The sequence below is a fragment of the Curtobacterium sp. MCLR17_059 genome (assembly GCF_003234665.1).
Lineage (GTDB): Bacteria > Actinomycetota > Actinomycetes > Actinomycetales > Microbacteriaceae > Curtobacterium > Curtobacterium flaccumfaciens.
In genome coordinates this window covers 1-20829 of sequence record NZ_QKSU01000020.1, presented here as the reverse complement: position 1 = coordinate 20829, position 20829 = coordinate 1, and the positions used below count along the sequence as shown (strand labels likewise).

Annotated in this window: 18 protein-coding genes; 5 read left to right on the top strand and 13 right to left on the bottom strand. The window is 72.4% G+C overall.

Annotated elements, in window-relative coordinates; genetic code table 11:
- Positions 1-129 precede the first annotated feature (129 nt).
- The gene (locus DEJ12_RS17530; RefSeq protein WP_110864494.1) at positions 130-696 is read left to right on the top strand and encodes a TIGR03086 family metal-binding protein; all 567 of its coding nucleotides are present in this window, start codon (positions 130-132) and stop codon (positions 694-696) included.
- A complete protein-coding gene (locus DEJ12_RS17525; RefSeq protein WP_111031141.1) occupies positions 693-1682 on the top strand; it encodes an aldo/keto reductase in 990 nt (329 codons plus the stop codon). The genes DEJ12_RS17530 and DEJ12_RS17525 overlap by 4 nt, the downstream gene beginning before the upstream one ends.
- Positions 1683-1764: 82 nt before the next feature.
- Here the strand turns inward: DEJ12_RS17525 and DEJ12_RS17520 are convergent, their stop codons facing one another.
- Positions 1765-2691, bottom strand: coding sequence for an oxygenase MpaB family protein (locus DEJ12_RS17520; protein WP_111031140.1), 927 nt, complete (start codon positions 2689-2691; stop codon positions 1765-1767).
- 95 nt (positions 2692-2786) lie between these two features.
- Here DEJ12_RS17520 and DEJ12_RS17515 point away from each other — a divergent pair, with 95 nt between their 5' ends.
- Entirely contained in the window at positions 2787-4469 is a 1683-nt protein-coding gene (locus tag DEJ12_RS17515) for a long-chain-fatty-acid--CoA ligase (protein WP_111022668.1), read from the top strand.
- 27 nt (positions 4470-4496) lie between these two features.
- Here the strand turns inward: DEJ12_RS17515 and DEJ12_RS17510 are convergent, their stop codons facing one another.
- The 4 genes from DEJ12_RS17510 to DEJ12_RS17495 form a co-directional block, all read right to left on the bottom strand.
- Positions 4497-5504, bottom strand: coding sequence for a DMT family transporter (locus DEJ12_RS17510; RefSeq protein WP_111031139.1), 1008 nt, complete (start codon positions 5502-5504; stop codon positions 4497-4499).
- On the bottom strand, positions 5501-7402 hold the full coding sequence (locus DEJ12_RS17505; RefSeq protein WP_258370658.1) for an amino acid transporter: 1902 nt from the start codon (positions 7400-7402) through the stop codon (positions 5501-5503). The genes DEJ12_RS17510 and DEJ12_RS17505 overlap by 4 nt, the downstream gene beginning before the upstream one ends.
- 154 nt (positions 7403-7556) lie before the next feature.
- Positions 7557-7835, bottom strand: a complete 279-nt coding sequence (locus tag DEJ12_RS17500) for a hypothetical protein (protein ID WP_111031136.1) — start codon at positions 7833-7835, stop codon at positions 7557-7559.
- Between the two features lie 11 nt (positions 7836-7846).
- Positions 7847-9247: a PspC domain-containing protein gene (locus DEJ12_RS17495; RefSeq protein WP_181433194.1), complete on the bottom strand. Its 1401-nt coding sequence runs from the start codon at positions 9245-9247 to the stop codon at positions 7847-7849.
- 114 nt (positions 9248-9361) lie between these two features.
- Between DEJ12_RS17495 and DEJ12_RS17490 the strand changes: the two genes are divergently transcribed.
- Together DEJ12_RS17490 and DEJ12_RS17485 are read left to right on the top strand one after the other, a co-directional pair.
- A complete protein-coding gene (locus DEJ12_RS17490; RefSeq protein ID WP_111031132.1) occupies positions 9362-10597 on the top strand; it encodes an ATP-binding protein in 1236 nt (411 codons plus the stop codon).
- A complete protein-coding gene (locus DEJ12_RS17485) occupies positions 10594-11256 on the top strand; it encodes a response regulator transcription factor (protein WP_111031130.1) in 663 nt (220 codons plus the stop codon). The genes DEJ12_RS17490 and DEJ12_RS17485 overlap by 4 nt, the downstream gene beginning before the upstream one ends.
- Before the next feature lie 55 nt (positions 11257-11311).
- On the opposite strand, the gene DEJ12_RS17480 is transcribed toward DEJ12_RS17485, so the two are convergent.
- From DEJ12_RS17480 to DEJ12_RS17445, 8 genes are all read right to left on the bottom strand, one after another.
- Positions 11312-12160, bottom strand: coding sequence for an ABC transporter permease (locus tag DEJ12_RS17480; RefSeq protein WP_051596514.1), 849 nt, complete (start codon positions 12158-12160; stop codon positions 11312-11314).
- Positions 12157-13158: an ATP-binding cassette domain-containing protein gene (locus DEJ12_RS17475; protein ID WP_111031128.1), complete on the bottom strand. Its 1002-nt coding sequence runs from the start codon at positions 13156-13158 to the stop codon at positions 12157-12159. Before DEJ12_RS17475 ends, DEJ12_RS17480 begins: the two co-directional genes overlap by 4 nt.
- A gap of 59 nt (positions 13159-13217) precedes the next feature.
- On the bottom strand, positions 13218-14015 hold the full coding sequence (locus DEJ12_RS17470) for a hypothetical protein (RefSeq protein WP_258370657.1): 798 nt from the start codon (positions 14013-14015) through the stop codon (positions 13218-13220).
- Between the two features lie 1001 nt (positions 14016-15016).
- Positions 15017-16636: an inositol monophosphatase family protein gene (locus DEJ12_RS17465; protein ID WP_111031126.1), complete on the bottom strand. Its 1620-nt coding sequence runs from the start codon at positions 16634-16636 to the stop codon at positions 15017-15019.
- Positions 16633-17709 carry an ABC transporter ATP-binding protein gene (locus DEJ12_RS17460; RefSeq protein ID WP_258370656.1) on the bottom strand — a complete coding sequence of 359 codons (1077 nt, stop codon included), beginning with the start codon at positions 17707-17709 and terminating at the stop codon, positions 16633-16635. Before DEJ12_RS17460 ends, DEJ12_RS17465 begins: the two co-directional genes overlap by 4 nt.
- 71 nt (positions 17710-17780) lie before the next feature.
- Entirely contained in the window at positions 17781-18593 is an 813-nt protein-coding gene (locus DEJ12_RS17455; protein ID WP_111031122.1) for an ABC transporter permease, read from the bottom strand.
- Complete coding sequence (locus DEJ12_RS17450; protein ID WP_111031120.1) at positions 18590-19624, bottom strand: ABC transporter permease; 1035 nt, start codon at positions 19622-19624, stop codon at positions 18590-18592. Before DEJ12_RS17450 ends, DEJ12_RS17455 begins: the two co-directional genes overlap by 4 nt.
- Positions 19621-20775 carry an extracellular solute-binding protein gene (locus DEJ12_RS17445; protein WP_111031118.1) on the bottom strand — a complete coding sequence of 385 codons (1155 nt, stop codon included), beginning with the start codon at positions 20773-20775 and terminating at the stop codon, positions 19621-19623. Before DEJ12_RS17445 ends, DEJ12_RS17450 begins: the two co-directional genes overlap by 4 nt.
- Between the last annotated feature and the right edge of the window lie 54 nt (positions 20776-20829).

Genomic DNA, 20829 nt, shown 5'->3' with positions numbered 1-20829 from the left:
GCCCCGGCCCCCGCCCCCGCGTAACGTTGGCACGTGCGACGGCACCGAGGGGAATCCGCACGCCGGACCCCGAGTTGCACGAGAAGCACCAACCACGAGCACGCCCGCACGACGAACAGGAGCACCACCATGGCCACCGACTGGATCGCGATGCAGGCCCTCGCGGCAGCCGAGTTCGGCCGCCGCGTCGCCGCCGTCGCCGACTGGGACGCCCCCACCCCCGACTCCGAGTGGACCACCCGCGACCTCGTCGCCCACGTCGTGGACGAACAGCGCTGGATCCCGAAGCTCCTGACCGGGTGCGACTACGCCCAGGCCCAGGCCGACCTCGAGCCGATCGGCGACGACCTGGTGGCCGAGTGGCACCGGTTCGCCACCGCGGCGACCGACGCCTGGCGGAACGCACCACAGGACACCCCCGTGCACCTCAGCACCGACGTCGTCCCCGCCGCGCAGTACCTCACCGAGCAGACGAGCGACATCACGATCCACACGTGGGACCTCGCCCGGGCGACCGGCACCGAGGAGTCCCTGCCCGACGAGCTCGTCCGCGCCGTGTGGGAGTACTTCGAGCCGCAGATCGAGGACCTCGCCGCCACCGGCCTGTACGCACCCCCGGTCGACGTCACCGAGGACTCCCCGCTCCAAGTCCGCCTGCTCGCGGTCACAGGCCGTGATGCCAGAGTGACGGCATGACCACCGACACGAAGCGCCTCGGCAACTCGGGGCTCGAGATCAGCAGCGTCGTCCTCGGCATGATGTCGTACGGCGACCCGGACCGCGGCTCGCACGCCTGGAGCGTCGGCATCGACGAGGCCCGCCCGTTCGTCCGTCGCGCGTTCGAGGCCGGCATCACGACCTTCGACACCGCGAACGTCTACTCGGACGGCAGCAGCGAGGAGATCACCGGCACGCTCCTCGCCGAGCTGGCTCCGCGCGAGGACGTCCAGGTCTTCACGAAGGTCTTCAACCGGATGCGTCCCGGCCGGAACGGCGCCGGGCTGTCCCGCGCGGCGATCATGCACGAGATCGACGCCTCCCTGACCCGGCTCGGCACGGACTACGTCGACCTGTACCAGATCCACCGCTTCGACCCGGTGACGCCGATCGAGGAGACCATGGAGGCCCTCCACGACGTCGTCAAGGCCGGCAAGGCGCGCTACATCGGCGCGAGCAGCATGTGGACGTGGCAGTTCGCCGAGATGCAGCACACCGCGGAACGCCACGGCTGGACGAAGTTCGTGAGCATGCAGGACCAGTACAACCTGCTCGAACGCGAGGAGGAGCGCGAGATGTTCCCCTTCTGCGAGCACACCGGCGTCGGCGTGATCCCGTGGAGCCCCCTCGCCCGAGGCCGCGTCACCCGCCCCTGGGACGCCTCCGGGTCCGGCTCGCGCGCGCAGACCGACGAGTTCGGCAAGACCCTCTACAAGCAGGACGAGGACGCCAACCGGGCGATCGTCGACGCGGTCGAGGCCGTCGCCACCGAGCGCGGCGTCCCGATGGCGCAGGTCGCCCTGGCCTGGGTCGCCGGCAAGCCCGCGGTCTCCGCGCCCATCGTCGGCGCGACGAAGGAGCACCACATCGACGACGCGGTGGCCGCAGCGTCGCTGACGCTCACCGACGACGAGGTCACGCGACTCGAGTCCGCGTACACGCCCCGGGTGCCGTCGGGTTTCTGACGCCCCCACGAACGGACGGGAGGCACGGTGCCAGCTGGCACCGTGCCTCCCGTCCGTCAGGTGGTCGCGGTGACGGCCGTGGTCAGGCGACCGCGCTGCCGTCAGAGCGCTGCAGGCGCGCGATGCGCCGCCGCGCGGCTCGTTCGGAACCGGTCTGGTCGTCGAGCACCGCACCGATCCCGTCGAGCACGAGCTTCGTGGTGCGGACCACGGGCAGCTCGACCGGGCCGACGATCGGCGCACGGAGGCCGAGGAGCGACCGGTGCCGCGGGTCGAGCGTGGACACCGCTCCCTGGAACACCGCGCGGTAGCCGGGTCGCAGCAGGCGGGACAGCGGCGGGTCCTTGATGAACCGGACGACGTCGCGGGTGCGCGAGTCCACCAGGAGTTCGCCGCGGTCGAGGTACCCGTTCATCTGGGCACGGAGCTCCGCCTCGGACTCGGGCGGGTCGACGATGCGCATGAGCCGCCCGGCTTCGGCCCACTCGCGGACGTAGGCGTCCGCGCCGCCGGGGATCGGGCCGCCCCACCGCTGGGCGGCGCGGAGGAACGCGTCGGTGAAGGCGAGGTGCACCCAGCGCGCCAGGTCCGGGTCGTTGGCCGCGTAGGGGCGGGCGGTGCCGTGCGCGTCGACGTACTGCCCACGGACGCGCTCGTGGAGCCGGAGCACCCAGTCGCTGCCGCTGCGGGCGGTCTGCCGGTCGCCGTACGTGACGGTGGCGATCCACCGGCTGGTGCCCGCCAGGCGACCGAACGGGTCCTCACGGTACCGGGAGTGGTCGGCGACGCCGGCGAGCGCGCCGGGGTGCAGCGCCTGGACGAGCAGTGCCCGCACGCCGGCGACGATGCCGTGGCTCCCACCGTGCACCGCCCACGTGGCCGAGCCCGGACCGAAGAAGCCCGCGTCGGTGCCGTGTTCCAGGTCGTCCATCCAGGCTTCCGTGCCGGTCGAACCACCCGTGAACGTCCGGTTGAGGCGGGATCGGAAGACGTCGGAGACAGTGGACATGTCGTCATGTTCCGTCCGTCACCTGGGCGCGGGGGTGGCATCGCGCAAAGTGGCCCTCCCAGCGTGCACGGGGGTGGCCCACTAGGTTGGGTCGGGTGAGCATCGACACGCCTCGTCCCTGGCTTGCCTCGTACGCCCCGGGGGTCCCGCACGACATCGAGGAACAGAGTGGTTCCCTGTACGACCTGGTCGAGCAGTCGGCCCGGAAGTTCCCCAGGCAGGTCGCCCTCGAGTTCTTCAAGCGCACCACGAGCTACGCCGACCTCGAGGAGCAGATCCTCCGCGCGGCGAACGGCCTGCGGAAGCTCGGCGTGGGCGCGGGTGACCGCGTCGCCATCGTCCTGCCGAACTGCCCGCAGCACATCGTCGCGTTCTACGCGGTGCTGCGGCTCGGCGCGATCGTGGTCGAGCACAACCCGCTGTACACGCCGCGGGAACTCCGCCACCAGTTCGAGGACCACGGCGCCAAGGTCGCCATCGCGTGGGACAAGTCGGTCGCGACGCTGCAGGACTTCCCGGCCGACGTGCACCTGGACGCGATCGTCTCGGTCGACATCACCCGCGCCATGCCCCGGAGCACCCGGCTCGCGCTGTCGCTGCCGGTCGCGAAGGCCCGGGAGTCCCGGGCGAAGCTGACGGCGAAGGTGCGCGGCACGGTCAAGTGGGACGACCTCGCCGACACCCGCAAGCTGTCGAAGCGGCACCCGCGGCCGGCCACCGACGACGTCGCGCTGATCCAGTACACGTCCGGCACCACCGGGACGCCCAAGGGCGCGGTGCTGAGCCACCGCAACCTGCTGGCGAACGCCGCGCAGGCCCGGGCGTGGGTGCCGCAGATCCGCCGCGGCGACAACGTCGTGTACGCGGTGCTGCCGATGTTCCACGCCTACGGCCTGACGCTCTGCCTGACCTTCGCGATGAGCATGGCCTCGCGGCTCGTGCTCTTCCCCGCGTTCGACCCCGCCCTCGTCCTGACGGCGATCAAGCGCCACCCGCCGACGTTCCTGCCGGCCGTGCCGCCGATCTACGCCCGGCTGCAGCACGCGGCCGACTCGGCGAAGGTGTCGCTCAAGGGCATCGAGATCGGCATCTCCGGTGCCATGCCGTTGTCGCAGGACATCGTCGAACCGTGGGAGGCCCGGACCGACGGCTACCTGGTCGAGGGCTACGGCCTGTCCGAGTGCTCCCCGGTCCTGATGGCCAACCCGGTCTCCCCCGAGCGTCGACTCGGATCGATCGGCCTGCCGCTGTCCTCCACCGAGGCGCGCGTGGTCGACCCCGACGACGACACGAAGGTGCTCGGCATCGACGAGCCCGGCGAGCTGCAGGTCCGTGGCCCGCAGGTGTTCCGCGGCTACTGGGGCAAGGCCGAGGCCACCGACGAGGTCTTCACACCCGACGGCTGGTTCCGCACCGGTGACATCGTGGCCATCGACGCCGACGGGTACGTCCGGATCGTCGACCGCCTCAAGGAACTCATCATCACCGGCGGCTTCAACGTGTCGCCGTCCGAGGTCGAGGACACCCTGCTCAAGCACCCCAGCGTCAAGGAGGTCGCGGTCGTCGGCATCACGCAGGGCGGCAACGAGCAGGTCGTCGCCGCGGTCGTGCCGAAGGACCCCTCGACGTTCGACGCGGCCGCGCTCCGGGCCTGGTCGCGCGAGCACCTGGCGGCGTACAAGGTGCCGCGCCGGGTCGTCGTGGTCGAGGACCTGCCGCGCTCGATGATCGGCAAGGTGCTGCGGCGGAAGGTGCGGGACCAGATCCTGGACGGCTGACGCGCGGGCGCCGGGCGCCGCCGCTGATCAGCGGACGCGCCGCGCGGGCAGCGCCAGCACGGACAGCCCGGCGACCACCAGCACGATGCCGGCCCATCCGCCGACGCCCAGGTGCTCCCCCACCACGAGCACCGCGAGCACCGCGGCCACGACGGGCTCGAGCAGCGACAGCAGCGTCGCGACCGACGCGGTCACCGTCCGGAGGCCGAGCGCGTACAGCGAGTGCCCGATCACCGTCGGCACCAGCGCCAGGTACAGGAACACCGGCCAGTTGCCGGCGTCGGTCAGGAACGGCCCGCCCGCCACCACGGCGAGCACGACGAGCGGCACCGCGGCCACCCCGAACACCGCGCCGACGAGCCCGCGTTCGTTCGGCCCGCGGGCAGCCCGTGCGGCCGCGACCCCGACGTCCCCACCGACCGGCATGCTGTCGGACTCCGCGCGACCGACGGCGATCGGCATCCGGCTCGTCGCGGCGTGCATCCCCCGCGCCACCGCCCACGAGTACAGCGCGTACGTCAGACCGGCGACCAGGGCGCTGCCGACGCCGACCGCGAGTGACCGCCCGCCACCGTCGTGCTCGGAGCGCGCGAGGGTGACGACGACCATGCCGACCACGCTCACCAGGGTGGCGACGACCCACCGCCGGGTGATGCGCCTCCGGTCGGCGACCCACTCGACCAGGCCCGCGAAGACGGGCGACGAGCCGATGGCCAGGGTCGTGCCGAGCGCGACCCCGGCGTCGGCGAGGGCCGCGTAGAACGCGACCGCGTAGACCACGAGCGACGCGGCGCCGAGCAGTGCCCAGCCGCGGGTCCGGCGCTGCGTGACGGCACGCAGCGTGCCCCGACCAGCGGTCGCGGCGAGCACGAGGCCGCCGAGCCCGAATGTGACCGCACCGAACACGAACGCCGGCACACCGGGCGCGAAGTGCGTCGCGGTCCCGGTGGTGCCCCAGACCGCCGCGGCGACCGCGATCGCCGCCAGGCCGCCGACGGGCCTGGAGGCACGCCCCGCGCCCGGTCCGTGGCTCACGAGACGTGGACGCTCGGCCGTCGGTTCACTTCGGGTTCCGCTTCGCGCAGGACCTCGCGCGTGACGGGGGCGACGTCGCCGGCACCGGTGAACACGAAGCGCAGGGCGTTGCGGATGGGGCTGCCCTCGTTCCACTCGAAGTAGATGCTCGGCACCACCCCGGCGAGGTCGCGGATGGCGAGGAGCGTCGACGCGATGGTGTTCGGGACGTTCCCGGAACGGACCTTGAGCACGCGGAACCCGTGGATGACGTGGCCTTCGACCACCAGGTCCTCTTCGAAGTCGGAGGAGTCGGCGGGCAGGACCTCGAGGAACATCGTCGGCACGCGGGCCGGGATGCCGGAGTCGCGGCGTTCCTCGCGCCCCTTCGCCCGGTACGCCTCGGCCGTGCCGGCACCGGGCTCGTTCGCGATGATGCAGACCGAGCTGAACTGGTCGGCGTCGGCCTCGACGAACTGGCGCGCGGTCGCGTCGAGCTCGATCGACGACGCCCGGAGCTCGAACGAACGCCGCACGCGCGAGATGAGCGACACCACGACGATCGCGATGATGAAGATCGCCGCGATCCGCACGCCGTCGGGCCGCTCGATCACGTTGGCGACGGTGGTGTAGACGAACACGACCGAGATCACGCCGAACGCGATGGTGCGCTTGCGCTGCTGCTTGCGGCGCGCGGACAGCGTCACCGCGACCGCGGCGCTCGTGATGAGCACGAGCACGCCGGTGGCGTAGGCGCCGCCCTGCGCGTCGACGTCGGCCTGGAAGATGATCGTGATCACGAACGCGATGAGCGTGAAGATGATCACGAGGGGACGCACCGCACGAGCCCACTGCGGTGCCATGCCGTAACGGGGCAGGAACCGCGGCACCAGGTTGAGGAGCCCCGCCATCGCACTCGCGCCGGCGAACCACAGGATGGCGACGGTCGAGAAGTCGTAGATCGACCCGAACACGCCGCCCATGTACTCGTGCGCCAGGTACGCCAGGGCGCGCCCGTTCGCACCGCCGCCCGGCTGGAACTCGCGCTGCGGGATGAGGAACGTCGTCACGATCGACGACGTGATGAGGAACGAGCTCATGATGAGCGCCGCGACCGTCAGCAGGCGCTTGGTGCCACGGATCCGGCCCTCGGGTCGGTCGCTGGTGTCGTCGGTGGCGTCGCCGCGGACCTGCGGCATCACCGCGACACCGGTCTCGAACCCGGAGAGCCCGAGCGCGAGCTTCGGGAACACGATCAGGGCGATGCCGACCATCACGAGCGGGTTGCTGTGCTGCGCCGTCAGCCCGGACCACCAGTCACTCGCCACCACCGGGTTCTCGAACACGTGCCAGAGGGCGACGATGATGACGACGGCGTTCAGGGCGAGGAACACCGCGACGAGGCCGACCGCGATGCCGATGGCCTCCTTGAACCCGCGCAGGAACACGATGCCGAGCAGGAGCAGCAGCGCCAGGGTGAGCGGCACCGGGATCTCGGTGAACCAGTGCGGCGTGTACGGGTTCTCGGCGATGTGCGCCGTGGCGTCGGCCGCCGACAGGGTCATCGTGATCATGAAGTCCGTCACGGCGAACCCGAGCAGCACCAGCACGAGCAACTTGCCCGCCCACCACGGCAGGAGCTTCTCGAGCATCATGATCGACCCGGCGCCCCGGAAGCTGTCGTGGGCGATCCGGCGGTAGACCGGCAGCGCCCCGAACAGCGTGACGAGCACGAGGACGATCGTCGCGATCGGCGACAGCAGCCCCGCGGCGAGCGCGGCGATGGCGGGCTGGTACCCGAGGGTGGAGAAGTAGTCGACGCCGGTCAGGCACATGACCCGCCACCACGGGTGGGTCTTCTCGACCTCGACCTGGTGCGGGCCCTGGTGGGAGGCTCCCTGGTCGGCCCCGTGCAGCATCCACCGGCGCAGGCGGGTGCTGCGGTCGAGGGGCTGCTCGGTGGCGTCGCGCTGGGCGGCCCGCTCGGCGTCTGTCGCGGTCACGTGGATGATGCTAAGCCGTCCGGGTGACCCCCGTGCACACCCGGACGGTCCTGCGGACGGGGTGCTCCCCCTACCGCCGTGTGCGGGACAGTGTCGCCACGATCCCGGCCACGACCAGCAGCACACCGGCGGCGATGCAGGCGGCGAGCAGCAGGGTCGTGGTGTCCACTGAGAACATCGGCAGCGCACTCACGGCCATCGCCCCGGCGAACACGAGCATCAGGACACCCCACAGGATCGTGCCGAAGCGCGCGCCACGGCGGGCGGGCCGCCGGACGGGCTCGTCGGGAGCCGCCGGTGGAGCCATCGGCGCAGTCGTCTCGTCGTTGGTCGTTCCGTCGTTCGTCATCGTCCCGTTCCTCACTCGCCGACCGTGATCGCCCGCGGCACGTCGACGCCGCCGCCGAGGATCCACAGGTGCACCGTCGTCGTCTCGTCCGCATCGGCCGTGCGTGCCGCACGGTTCTCGAGCGTGGTGGTCCGGAGCACCCCACCGGCGCCGTCGTCGTCGCCTCCGCCGGTGTCGACCCCGTAGCCGACACCGCTCACCTCGACCCGCACCGGCAGGTCGGTCGGCAGCAGCACCTCGGCCCCGCCGGCACCCAGCCAGAGGTTCACGTCGCCCCCGACCGCCGACGGTTCGAGCTCGCGGAGGTCCAGCGTCGGACCGCCGGCCAGCATCGCGAAGTTCCGTTCAGTCCCCGGGGCAGCCCGTTCCACCTGCCACGTGGTGCCGCCGATCAGCGAGACCTGGGTGCCGGCGGGCAGGACCCCGGTGACCACCAGGGCCACCGCTGCGACCGTCGAGAACAGTCCGAGCACGTCGTCATCGCGGCCGCGGATCCCGGCGACGATCGTGGCGATCGCCAGCACCGCGAGCGCCGCGGCGATCCCGAGGACCGGGACGGACCACCCGGCCTGCTGCGCCCAGAACGCGACCCCGGCTCCGGCGACGAGCGCGAGTCCGAGGGACACGGCGACGTACGCCGCCCCGGGTCGCCGCTCCACCCGCTCGGCCCGCCGTTCGGCCGCCCGCTCGCGTTCGGCGCGCATCCGCTCCTCCTGCTGCCGTCGCCGGTCCTCGGGGCTCGCGGGTGCACCCCACTGCCAGGAGGCCCGTCCCGCGTCCGCCGCGCCGGTCGCCTCCGCGGTCCACGCGTTCCGGGTCGGGTGCGGCTCCTCGGGGCTGGTCCAGAAGTCGCCCCGCGGTGCAGCGGTCGGGTCGGTGCCGCTGCCGGTGCCGGTGCTCGCGGTCCGCTCACCGTCCACCCCGCGTCGGGCCAGGACCACGATGAGCCAGACGATCCCGCCGACGAGCACGATGCTCCACGCGGTGGCCAGCGTCGCCTCGAGCCAGCCGGGCATCCCCCAGGCGTCCGGGACCCCCTGCCACCAGAGGCCGCGGGCGGCGGGCACGAAGGTGAGCGCCACGAAGGCGCCGATCGCGATGAGCGCCGGGTCGAGGACCCCGCGGATCATCCGCTCGACGTGGATGCGTCCGGCGGTGTCGGGCAGCAGTGCCCAGCCGACGGCGTAGGCGAGGAAGACCGGCCCGCCCAGCAGCGCGACGACGATCGTCACGCCGCGCACCACGAGCGGGTCGAGCCCGGTGCGGCGGGCGACGGCACCGCACACGCCGGCGAGCCAGCGGTCGTCGGTGCGCGCGATGCCGAGGCCGCGGACCCAGTCGAAGAACCGGGTCGTCGAGTCGGCGCTGCCGGCGGCGGTGCCGGGAGCGGAGTCGTGCTGGTGATCGGTCATGGCCACCAGCATCCCGGCAGTGCTGCGCCGACACCATCGGGGTTCCCCCTGACCGGTCCCTGATCCCGGCCCCGGACCCTGCTGCGACCGCCGTCCGGGTGCCAGGATTGCCCCATGGCCACCGCGACGATGACGCGCCCGACCCCCAGGGTCGTCGGCGGGGTCTGCAGCGGGTTCGCGGCGCACACCGGGCTGCCGGTCGGGGCCGTCCGGCTCGCCACCGCGGTCCTGGTGGTCTGCGGTGGCGCCGGGCTGCTGCTCTACGCCTGGCTCTGGGCGACCGTGCCGAGCGCCGCCGTCGGAGCAACCGCCGGACCCGCACCGCTCAAGTCCGTGCTGACCCCGGCCGCCGTCGTCGACCAGGACGAGACCACCGCGTCCGCCCGGCGTGCCCCGGTCGTCGAGATCCTGCTCGGCGTGGCACTGCTCGCCGCCGCCGGCGCGGTGGTCGCAGCGCGGATGGGGGTGGCCGTCCCCCTCGAGGTCATCGTCCCCGGCGTCGTGGTCGTCACCGGTGCCGCACTCGCCTGGCGGCAGTTCGACGCGCTCCGCAACGTCCGCACGGCCGGGTCATCCGCCCTCGTCGTCCGGGCGCTCGGGGCCCTGGTGCTCGTCGTGCTCGGCATCCTGCTGTTCTTCACGACGAGCAGCCGCCCGAACGTCTGGACCGTGCTCACCGCCGCGGTGGCCGTCCTGGTCGGGGTCGCCGTCGTGGTCGCCCCGTGGGTGGTCCGACTCGTCCGCGACCTCGCCGAGGAACGCGCCGCCCGCGTCCGCGACCTCGAGCGCGCCGAGTTCGCGGCACACCTGCACGACTCGGTGCTGCAGACCCTCGCCCTCATCCAGCAGAAGGCCGAGCCGGGTTCGGACGCGGCACGGCTGGCGCGGGCGCAGGAGCGCGAACTGCGGTCCTGGCTCTTCACCGAGCGGGCGGAACCGGCGCGCGACCTCGGCGCGCAGCTGCAGGACGCCGCCGTGGACATCGAGGCCGAGTACCCCGCCCGCATCGAGGTCATCGCGGTCGGACCCGCCCGCAGCGACCTGCCGGACGGGCTCGTCGCCGCCGCCCGCGAGGCGATGCTCAACGCCGCCCGGCACGCCGGTGGGACCGTGAGCGTGTACGCCGAGACCGCCGGCGACCGGGTCGAGCTCAGCATCCGCGACCGCGGCCCGGGCTTCGACGTCGACGCGGTGCCCGAGGGCCGGTACGGCGTCCGCGAGTCGATCGTCGGCCGGATGCAGCGCCTCGGCGGCCACGCGACCATCGCGCCGGGGCCGGGGCACACCGGCACCGAGGTCCGGCTGACCCTGCCGCTCGCACCCGCGGCCCACGACGAGGAGCACACATGACCGAGCCCGCCCCGTTGACCGTCGCGATCGTCGACGACCACTCCATCTTCCGAGCCGGCGTGCGCGCCGGACTGCCACCGGGCCTCCAGGTCGTGGGTGAGGCGGCGACCGTCGACGAAGCCGTGACGCTCGTCGCGGCCACGCGCCCGCGCGTCGTCTTGCTCGACGTGCACCTGCCGGGCGGGGCCGGCGGTGGCGGCGCCGAGGTCATCACGCGGTCCGCACCGGGGAACCCGGACACCCGGTTCCTCGCGCTGAGCGTGTCGGACGCCGCCGACGACGTGGTGCGGGTCATCCGCGCCGGCGCCCGCGGGTACATCACGAAGAGCTCGTCGAGTGCCGAGGTCGCCGAGGCCGTGACCCGTGTGGCGGACGGGGACGCGGTGTTCTCGCCGCGCCTGGCCGGCTTCGTGCTCGACGCCTTCGGAGCGGTCAGCGGCGAGACGGCGCAGCACGACGCCGAGCTGGACCGCCTGTCCGCGCGCGAGCAGGAGGTCATGCGGCTCATCGCGCGGGGGTACGCCTACAAGGAGGTCGCGACGGAGCTGTTCATCTCGGTGAAGACCGTCGAGACACACGTGTCCAAGGTCCTGCGGAAGCTCCAGCTGTCGAACCGGCACGAGCTGACCGCGTGGGCGCTGCAGCGCAAGCTGCTCTGATCACTTCGCGCTGGTGCGGGGGTGGATGGCGCAGCCTTGTTGACCGCCCATGGCCTCACTTCGCGCTGATGCGGGTGTACTTGTTCACCGCCCACGGCACGAAGACCACGAGCATCACGGCGATCCCGATCAGCACGGTCAGCACGGGGTGCTGCATCGTCCAGATGTCCGGCACCGGGGCGGACCCGACGTTGCCGAAGAGCTCTCGCGCGGCCTGCACGAGCGACGACACCGGGTTCCACTCCGCGAACACGCGCAGCACCAGCGGCAGGGTGTCGCTCGGCACGAACGCGTTCGAGATGAACGTCAGCGGGAACAGGATCATGAACGAGGCGTTGTTGATGACCTCGGGCGTCTTGACGCTCATGCCGAGGAGCGCCATGACCCAGCTGAACGCGTAGCTGAACAGCAGCAGCAGGGCGATGCCGGCCAGGAACTCGAGCGGCGACGAGTTCACCCGCCACCCGACCGCGAGCCCGGTGAGCATCATGATCGCCATCGAGATCGAGTTCAGGACGAGGTCGGAGTTCGTGCGCCCCACCAGCACGGCGGACGCCGACATCGGCAGCGTCCGGAACCGGTCGATCAGCCCCTCCTTCAGGTCCTGCGCCATCGCCGACCCGGAGAACGTCGCGCCGAACACCACGGTCTGCGCGAAGATCCCCGCCATCAGGAACTGCGTGTAGTCGGTCCCCTGCACCTGGATGGCGCCACCGTAGACCTGGCTGAACAGCAGCACGAACATGATCGGCTGCAGCACGGCGAACACGAGCATGTCCGGCGACCGCTTGAGCTTGATGAGGTTCCGCTTGGTGACGGTCCAGCCGTCCTCGACCCAGACGGCGAGCGGCGAGGTGACGACCACGGGCAGCTGGCGGCCCGGCGCGAGGGACGTGGTGGTCATCGTGCCGTCTCCTTCTGCTTGGCGGCCGCGGGTGCGCCGGCGTCGTCGTCCGTCGCGGCGTGCCCGGTCAGGCGGAGGAAGACGTCGTCGAGGGTCGGGCGCCGCATGCCGGCGTCGTGGAGTTCGATGCCGGCCTCGCCCAGGTCGGCGAGCACGCGCTGCAGGGCGGCCGGACCGGCCTCCACCGCGATGGCACGGGTGCGGCCGTCGCCCGAGGTCTCGACCTCGCCGACCCCGTAGCGGCGCAGCACCGTGGTCGCCGCGTCGCCGTCGGCCTCGTCGACCAGGGTCACGACCACGCGGTGCCCGCCGACCTGCGCCTTGAGCTGGTCCGCGGTGCCCTCGGCGATGACGGCCCCGTCGTCGATGACCGCGATGTCGTCGGCGAGCCGGTCGGCTTCTTCCAGGTACTGGGTGGTGAGGAGCACCGTCGCCCCCTCGGCCACGAGGTCCTCGATGATGCCCCAGAGCGCCAGACGGCTCCGGGGGTCGAGGCCCGTCGTCGGCTCGTCGAGGAACAGCACGCGCGGGTTCATCACCAGCGCCCCGGCGAGGTCGATGCGTCGCCGCATGCCGCCGGAGAAGCCCTTCACCGGACGGTCCCCCGCCTCGGACAGGTCGAAGACGTCGATGAGCTCCCGGGCACGATCGCGCGCTGTCCGGCGGCCCAGGTGGTAGAGCCGCCCGATCATCTCGAGGTTCTCGAACCCGGTCAGGTTCTCGTCGACCGCCGCGTACTGCCCGGACACCCCGATGGACCGCCGGGTGGCCTGCGGGTCGGCGATCACGTCGATGCCGTCGATCGTGGCGGTGCCCGAGTCGGGCGTGATGAGGGTGGTCAGCACCTTCACCACCGTGGTCTTGCCCGCGCCGTTCGGCCCGAGCAGCGCCTTCACGGTGCCCTGCGGCACCGACAGGTCGAGTCCGGCGAGCGCGTGCACCGGCCCGGACTTCGACTTGTAGGTCTTGGTCAGCCCGGAGGCTTCGATGATGGCCATGTCGCTCCTTCGTCGGACACGGTGGGTACCCGGGGGTCCGGTGGAGCGACGGACGTCACTCAGACGTCGAAGTCACCACCACCGAAGTCGCTGAAGCCACCGCCGAAGTCGGATCCGCTGTCGCCCCAGCCCGCATTGTCGAAGCCGCCGCCGTCGGATGCGCCGCCGTCGGACGCCCCGGCATCGCCGGATTCAGCACCAGTGTCCTCCGAACCACCGTCACCCGCAGCGTCGGTACCGCCATCGAACGAACCGGGGTCCGGCAGGAACGCGCTCATGATCGCCGAACCGATGACGTAGCCGGCCACCGTCCCGAGGATCGAGGCGCCGATCATGCTGCCGAGCGACGGACCGCCGCGCTGGCCGCCGAAGCGTCCGCCGCCACCGCCGACGCCGCCGAGCGAGCGCTCCATGAAGCCCGGCTGGCGGATCTCGGAGCGGGTCGCCGACTGGGCGAGCGAGCGCGGGTCGTCACCACGGGGCGCCTCACCGGGAGGCGCGGTCCGGGTGAACTCGTCGTAGACCATGCGGCGCTGCTCGTCGGTCAGCTTGGCGAAGGCCTCGGCGTGGACCTCTTCGATGCGCTCCGGCGGTGCCGTGCGGAGCAGGTAGCGGTAGCGCTCGACCGCACGCTCGTCGTCGGTCGTGGCGCCCTGCTGCTGCGTCGGTGCACCGCCCCACTGCGGGACGCCGTACTGGTCGCCTGCGCCCTGCGGTGCGGACGGTGCCGGCTGCTGGTAGGACTGCTGGCCGTACCGGTAGCCCTGCTGCTGCGGCGGCTGCCCCCACTGGTTCTGCTGTGCGTCAGCGGATCGGTCACGCTCCGGACGTCCGAGCAGGCGGTCGAGGAATCCCATGGTCGATGCTCCTTCGGGTGCACGGTGGGCCCGGTCGGACCCGTCGTGGACTGCAACACTACGAACCCCCGGCGTCGGATGACTGAGCGCCCGCTCAGAGTCGGCCGGGAGGCGCGAGCCGGGCTGGCACCGCGCCTCCAGCCCGCACCGTGCGCACCTGCACACCCCGTGCCCGCTTGCAGCGCCGCACCCAGCAGCCAACCCCGCACCGGATCGCCGACCCCGCACCGTGCCCACCGCCCACCGGCCGGGAGGCGCGTGCCGGGCTGGCACCGCGCCTCCAGTCCGCACCGTGCGAATCTGCACACCCCGTGCGCGGTTCCCAGCCCCGTGCCCGCTTGCAGCGCCGCACCCAGCGGCCAACCCCGCACCGGATCGCCAACACCGCACCGTGCGCACCACCCACCGGCCGGGAGGCGCGTGCCGGGCTGGCACCGCGCCTCCAGTCCGCACCGTGCGAATCTGCACACCCCGTGCGCGGTTCCCAGCCCCGTGCCCGCTTGCAGCGCCGCACCCAGCGGCCAACCCCGCACCGGATCGCCAACACCGCACCGTGCGCACCACCCACCGGCCGGGAGGCGCGTGCCGGGCTGGCACCGCGCCTCCAGTCCGCACCGTGCGAATCTGCACACCCCGTGCGCGGTTCCCAGCCCCGTGCCCGCTTGCAGCGCCGCACCCAGCGGCCAACCCCGCACCGGATCGCCAACACCGCACCGTGCGCACCACCCACCGGCCGGGAGGCGCGTGCCCGGCTGGCACCGCGCCTCCAGTCCGCACCGTGCGCGGTTCCCAGCCCCGTGCACGGTTCCCAGCCCCGTGCACGCTTGCAGCGCCGCACCCGGCAGCCAACCCCGCACCGCATCGCCGACCCCGCACCGTGCGCACCTACGCACCCCGTGCGCGGTTCCCAGCCCGGTGCGCGCTTGCAGCATCGCACCCAGCAGCCAACCCCGCACCGGATCGCAGACCCAGCACCGTGCCTCCGGTCTGCGCCGCGCGGCTCACCCCGCGACGAGCGCCGCCGTCCACACCGCGTGCAGTTCGTCCGCGGCCCCCGGGTGCGCCACGAGGAACGGCTCCCCCACGGGCGGGAAGCCCTCGACGGGGCCGGACCGCGTCAGCACGACGCCCCCGGCCTCGTGCACGAGCAGCACCGCGGCACCGTGGTCGACCGGGTTGAACGCCGAGACGCAGCCGCCGATGCCCCGCCCGGCCGCGACCTGGGCGATCGTCAACGTGCCCGATCCCTGCACCCGGAGCGTGCACGACCGGTCGGCCAGGGCGTCGAGGAACGCCCCGAACCCCGGCCACGGGCGGTGTCCGTCGAGCTCGGTGCCGACGACGGCACCGGCGAGCGGCCGGGGTGTGTCGTCGAGTCGGAGCTGGCGGTCGCGCAGGGTGGCGCCGCGGCCGCGTCGGGCCTCGAGCACCTCACCGCGCCAGGGATCCGCGACGACGCCGACGAGCGGGCGGCCGCCACGGGTCAGGCAGAGCGACATCGAGGTCCACGGCACGCCGTTCGCCAGGTTGGTGGTGCCGTCGACGGGGTCGAGGAACCAGCGGTGCCGGTCGCCGGGGGCCTCGCCGTACTCCTCGCCGGTGAACCCGTGCGTCGGGAACACCATCCGCACGCGGGAGCGGACGTGCTGCTCCACCAGGCGGTCGACGTCGGTGACCAGGTCGGCGGGGTTCGCCTTGGTGTGGACCTCGCTGACCGGGTGTTCACGCGTGTAGGCGATGACCTCGTGGGCGATGCGGTGGGCCAGGGCCTGGGCGCGCGAGGCGACCTCGGTCTCGGTGGGCTCGCGGTCGCGCTCGGGCCAGCCGTCGCGCTCGGCCGCCGACAGGGCTGCCCCGATGGACCCGACGTCGTTCGTGGTGATCGAGTCGACACCGAGCCGGGCTGCCCAGATGGCGGGCTCGACGTCGTCGATGGTCCAGACGGCGACGCGTAGGCCCAGGGCGTGCGCGACCTCGACCGTGCGCGGGGTGAGGAACGCGACGTCGAGGTTGAGCGTCGACGGGTCGAGCGCCTCGAGGTCCGCAGCGACGGGCGGTTCGAGCGACTCCCACGCCAGCCAGACGTCGGCATCGGGCAGCACGGAGCGGACGGCCGCCATCGCCGCCGGCGCCCCGCACCAGGCCACCGCGGTGGAGCCGGTGAAGCCCGCGACGGTGCGGGCGGCGACCAGGGCGTCCGCGGCGTCGGTCAGATCGACGAGCAGGGTGGACCGGCAGCCGTCGAGCCGTTCGAGCGCACCGTCGAGCCGCGGGATCCGGTCGAGGCCGTTGCCGAGCCGGGCGACGTCGCACCAGTCGACGTCGGACACCCGGCGGGCGTCGCCCCACATCCGGCCGAGGGTCTCGTCGTGCAGCAGGACGGCGACACCGTCGGCGGTGCGGCGGACGTCGACCTCGATCACCTCGGCGCCGAGCGCCTCCGCGACCGCGATGGCGGGCAGGGTGTTCTCACGCCGGACGCGCGGCGCACCGCGGTGGGCGACGAGGCGTGGCGGACGCACGCCGGCCCTCCCGTCCGGACTGGTGGCGACCACACGGTCGACCGCAGCCGCAGCGGACTGCGCAGTCGAGATCGTCGACGTCGGGACCCCGGCGCTCATCGGGCGACCTCGAGCAGCACGCCGTCGCGGTGGACGAGCACCTCGCCCAGGCGCACCCCGGTCTCGGTGCCGACCGCCGGCGGTGGCCCGGTGACGTAGGCGCGGAGCTCCGCGCCGTCGGTGCTGAGCACGACCTCGGCGAAGTGCCCCCGCATGAGCACCCGCGCGACCGTCGCGCGGATCGGCGAGTCCTCGGTGAGCACGACCTGCTCGGGGCGGATCACCACCGTGTCGGCCGCCGTCGGGCTGACCGAGGTGCCGGCGAGGAACCGGCCGGTGACGACGCTCGTCGACCCGATGAACGACGCGACGAAGCTCGTGGCGGGGCGGGCGTAGAGCTCGGTCGGGGTCGCGATCTGCTCGATGCGGCCGTCGTGCATGACGGCGATCCGGTCGGAGATGCTGAGCGCTTCGTCCTGGTCGTGCGTCACGATCACGGTCGTGATGCCGAGCCGCTGCTGGATGCGGCGGATCTCGTCGCGGACGCTCACGCGGAGCTTCGCGTCGAGGTTCGACAGCGGCTCGTCGAGGAGCAGGACGTCCGGCTCCTGCACGATGGCGCGGGCCAGGGCGACGCGCTGCTGCTCGCCGCCCGAGATCGCGGTCGGCTTCGAGCCGGCGTGGTGGCTGAGGCCGACGAGCTCGAGCGCGTCGCGCACCCGCTCGGCGACCCGCTGCTTCGGCACCCGTCGGGTCCGCAGCGGGAACGCGACGTTCTGCGTCACCGTCATGTGCGGCCAGAGCGCGTAGTTCTGGAACACCATCGCGCTCGGTCGGCGCTCCGGACCGAGTGACGTGACGTCGCGGTCCCCCATGGTCACGACGCCGCCGTCGGCGGGCAGGAACCCCGCCACCATCCGGAGCGTCGTGGTCTTGCCGCAGCCGGACGGCCCCAGGAGCGAGACGAGCTCGCCCTTCGCGACGTCGAGGTCGATGCCGGCGACGACGTCGCGCCCGCCGAGCGTCTTGCGCAGTCCGCGGATGGTGAGGCCGCCGGATCGGGTCCGGTCCGTCGTGCTGCCGTCGGCCTGGAGGCCCGGTGCGCGTTCCGCGACGAGCGTTGCGTCCGTCATCTGGTCGCCTTTCGTGCTGGTGTGGGTCATCGGTGTCGGTCCGGGTGTCGGCCCGGTCGGTCGCGGCCGGGTCATCGGATCTGGAAGCCGTCCGCCAGGCGGCCGCCCATGATGTGCTTCCGGGCGAGCAGCAGCAGGACCACGGACGGGATGCTCAGCGCGATCGCGAACACCGCCGAGACCTGGCGTGGGGAGTTCAGGACGAGCGAGTACATCGCCGTCGGCATCGTCATGTACGTCGGGGCGCCGACCAGGTACGTGCCCTGCGCCTCGTCGAAGGACGCCAGGAACGACATCACCATCGCGACGAGGATCCCGGGCCAGGCGATCGGGAACGTCACCTTCCAGAAGGTGCGCCAGCGGCTGGCCCCGGCGTCGCGGGCGGCTTCCTCGAGGGACCGCGGCACGGCCGAGAAGGCAGCGGCGGGCAGCCACGTCATGAAGACGACGCAGCCCAGGACGTGCACGATCAGGATGCCGGTGACCGTGTTCATGAGGTTCAGCGCGGTGAACATCGCCGACATCGTGACGAAGAGGCCCATCTTCGGGAACGCGTTCGTGGCGAACAGTCCGACGAGCACGAGCCGCCGCCCCGGGAACTCGATGCGGCTGATCGCCCACGCGGCGGGCAGGCAGACCACCGCGGCGATGAGGACCGTGAGCGGGGCGAGGACGAGCGAGTTCTGCACCGCGACGGCCAGGCTGCGGTCCTCGAACACGGCGCCCCACCACTGCAGGGTCCAGCCGTCGGGCAGCAGGTTCGGGTAGGTCCACGTCGTCGCGAAGGCCCGGGCGGCCAGCCAGACGAGCGGCCCGAGGATGAACACGGCCAGCACGATCGCGGTCGCCCAGACGAGGGCGTTGCCGGTCAGACGCTTGATCACTGCTGCTCCTGACGCTTCTCGTCGAGCTCGCCCGCGTTCGAGCGGACCGTCGAGCGGAGGTAGAAGATGCTCGCGGCCGCGGCGAACGCGAACACGATGAACGCCATCGCCGTCGACTGCTGCGGACGGTTGTAGGCCTGGAAGTACTTCGAGATGTCGACGCCGAGCATCGTCGGTGCGTTCGGACCGGTGAAGTACGGCACGGTGAACGAACCGAGCACCCCGATCACGGTGAACGTCGTCGCGATGACGAGCGGGGTCGCGGCCATCGGCAGGAGCACCTGCCAGACGACGCGCCAGGTGCTCGCCCCGGCGTCCTTCGCGGCCTCGACCAGGGCGTCCGGAGTGCCCTGCAGCGCCCCGGCGATCATCAGCACCGCGAACGGCAGGCTGGTCCAGACGCTGCCGAACACCACGGCGACGAGGGTGTAGCCCCACACCGGGACGTCGAGGCCGAACTGCGCACCGAGGCTCCGGAGGAACCCCTGCGCGTCGGTGAAGGTCAGGATCGACCAGCTCGCGATGACCACCGGCACGAAGATCGGCACCACGGCCAGGACGCTGAGGGTCTTGCCGAGGAAGCCGCCGCGGAGCCGCAGGATCACCGCGACGACGACGGCGAGCCCCACCGTCAGGCCGGTCGACAGTGCCGTCACCCCGAGCGTCGCGACCAGGTCACGCAGGAACGTGGCGTTGCCGAGCAGGGTCGCGTAGACCGCGAACGAGAAGCCGCGCACGGTGTCGCCGCCGATGTCGGCGAGCGCCTGGTTCAGGCCGCCGGTGAACCCGAGGCTGAACAGGGCGGCGTTCACCACCGGGACGCCGACGAACAGGACGACGACCAGCACCGGGGCGGCGACGAGGGCGAGGCCCTGCCAGCGCCGGCGGCGGGCCAGCCGCTCCTGCGTCGTACGCCCACTGGCGGGGTTCGCCGGGCCCTGAGCGTGGGGCGGGACGGGCGGGAGGCCCGTGGCGGAGTCGCCACGGGCCTCCCGGCCGGTTGCCGGGCCGTCCTGGACGGTCTGGGTCACTGCGGGACCTTCGCGTCCCACGCCGCGTTCATGTCGGCGGCGAAGTCGCTCTGGAACCCGAGGCGGAGCTGCGAGGGGTTCGCGTCGGCGAACTGCTCGGCGACCGACTTGGGCAGGCTGTCGAGCGGGATCACCGGGTAGCCGGAGACGGCGCTCGCGACGAGCTGCTGCCCCTTCGCGCTGAGCACGAAGTCGGCGAGCTTCTCGGCTGCCGCCTTCTTGGCCTTCGGCTCGGTCTTGGGGATGCCGAGGAAGCTCGCGCTGCCGGTGAACGACGGGTCCTCGATCTGCACGGCCTTGGTGGTCTTCGGGATGATGCCGGTCTTCTGCGAGGTGATGAACTGGTCGCTCCAGACCGGGGCCATCGCGATCTGGCCACTGCCGAGCAGCTGCACGACCTGGTCGTTGCCGTTCGGGTAGACGCCCTTCTGGTACGTCGACGGGCCGAGGTCCTTCAGGGCCGCGAAGCCCTTGTCCCACTTGGACTCGAGCGACTTGTCGTACTTCGTCTGCATCGTCTCCTGCTCGGCGGGCGTCAGGTACTTCGCGAGCACCGTGGCCACGAACGAGCCACCCGAACCGCCGGACGACGGGGAGTTGTAGGCGAACTCGCCCGGGTTGGCCTTGATCCAGGCGAGCAGGTCGTCGAGGGTCTTCGGCGGGTCCGTGACCTTCTTCGCGTCGTACGCCAGCAGCACGCTCGAGGCGCGGTACGGGATGGCGCTGTCGCCGCCCTGCTGCTTCGTGGCGTCCGGGACGTCCTTCAGGTTCGGGATCGTGCTGTCGCTGACCGGCGCCATCAACCCGGCCTTGCCGGCGGTGGTGACGAAGCCGGCATCGACGAGGTCGTACGCGACGGACTTGCCGGCCTTGACCGCGGTGGCGAGGTTCGCCTGGGTCTGGGCGTCGTGCTCGCCGTGCAGGTCGATGCTCGTGCTGACGTGGATCTTCGGGTTCGCCTTCTCGAAGGCGGGGATGAGCGACTTGTCCCAGAGGTCCTGGACGTTGGTGTCGCCGCTGATGAACACGGTGAGGTCGGTGGTGCCGTCGGTGTCGGAGGCGTTCGAGGCGTTGGCGCTCTGGACGCAGCCGGAGAGTGCGACGGTCGCGGCTGCCGCGATGGCGAGGCCGGCGAGGACTCGGGTCTTCACGTGGGTTCTCCCTGTTCCGTGGTGCGTGGGGTGTGCGGGGGGGGTGTGCGGGCG

Excerpts from the sequence above, each read along its gene's own strand:
- DEJ12_RS17530 (WP_110864494.1), top strand. The coding sequence starts at position 130 with ATGGCCACCGACTGGATCGCGATGCAGGCCCTCGCGGCAGCCGAGTTC.
- DEJ12_RS17525 (WP_111031141.1), top strand. The coding sequence starts at position 693 with ATGACCACCGACACGAAGCGCCTCGGCAACTCGGGGCTCGAGATCAGC.
- DEJ12_RS17520 (WP_111031140.1), bottom strand. The coding sequence starts at position 2,691 with ATGTCCACTGTCTCCGACGTCTTCCGATCCCGCCTCAACCGGACGTTC.
- DEJ12_RS17505 (WP_258370658.1), bottom strand. The coding sequence starts at position 7,402 with ATGCTGCACGGGGCCGACCAGGGAGCCTCCCACCAGGGCCCGCACCAG.
- DEJ12_RS17500 (WP_111031136.1), bottom strand. The coding sequence starts at position 7,835 with ATGACGAACGACGGAACGACCAACGACGAGACGACTGCGCCGATGGCT.
- DEJ12_RS17495 (WP_181433194.1), bottom strand. The coding sequence starts at position 9,247 with ATGACCGATCACCAGCACGACTCCGCTCCCGGCACCGCCGCCGGCAGC.
- DEJ12_RS17490 (WP_111031132.1), top strand. The coding sequence starts at position 9,362 with ATGGCCACCGCGACGATGACGCGCCCGACCCCCAGGGTCGTCGGCGGG.
- DEJ12_RS17485 (WP_111031130.1), top strand. The coding sequence starts at position 10,594 with ATGACCGAGCCCGCCCCGTTGACCGTCGCGATCGTCGACGACCACTCC.
- DEJ12_RS17480 (WP_051596514.1), bottom strand. The coding sequence starts at position 12,160 with ATGACCACCACGTCCCTCGCGCCGGGCCGCCAGCTGCCCGTGGTCGTC.
- DEJ12_RS17475 (WP_111031128.1), bottom strand. The coding sequence starts at position 13,158 with ATGGCCATCATCGAAGCCTCCGGGCTGACCAAGACCTACAAGTCGAAG.
- DEJ12_RS17470 (WP_258370657.1), bottom strand. The coding sequence starts at position 14,015 with ATGGGATTCCTCGACCGCCTGCTCGGACGTCCGGAGCGTGACCGATCC.
- DEJ12_RS17465 (WP_111031126.1), bottom strand. The coding sequence starts at position 16,636 with ATGAGCGCCGGGGTCCCGACGTCGACGATCTCGACTGCGCAGTCCGCT.
- DEJ12_RS17460 (WP_258370656.1), bottom strand. The coding sequence starts at position 17,709 with ATGACGGACGCAACGCTCGTCGCGGAACGCGCACCGGGCCTCCAGGCC.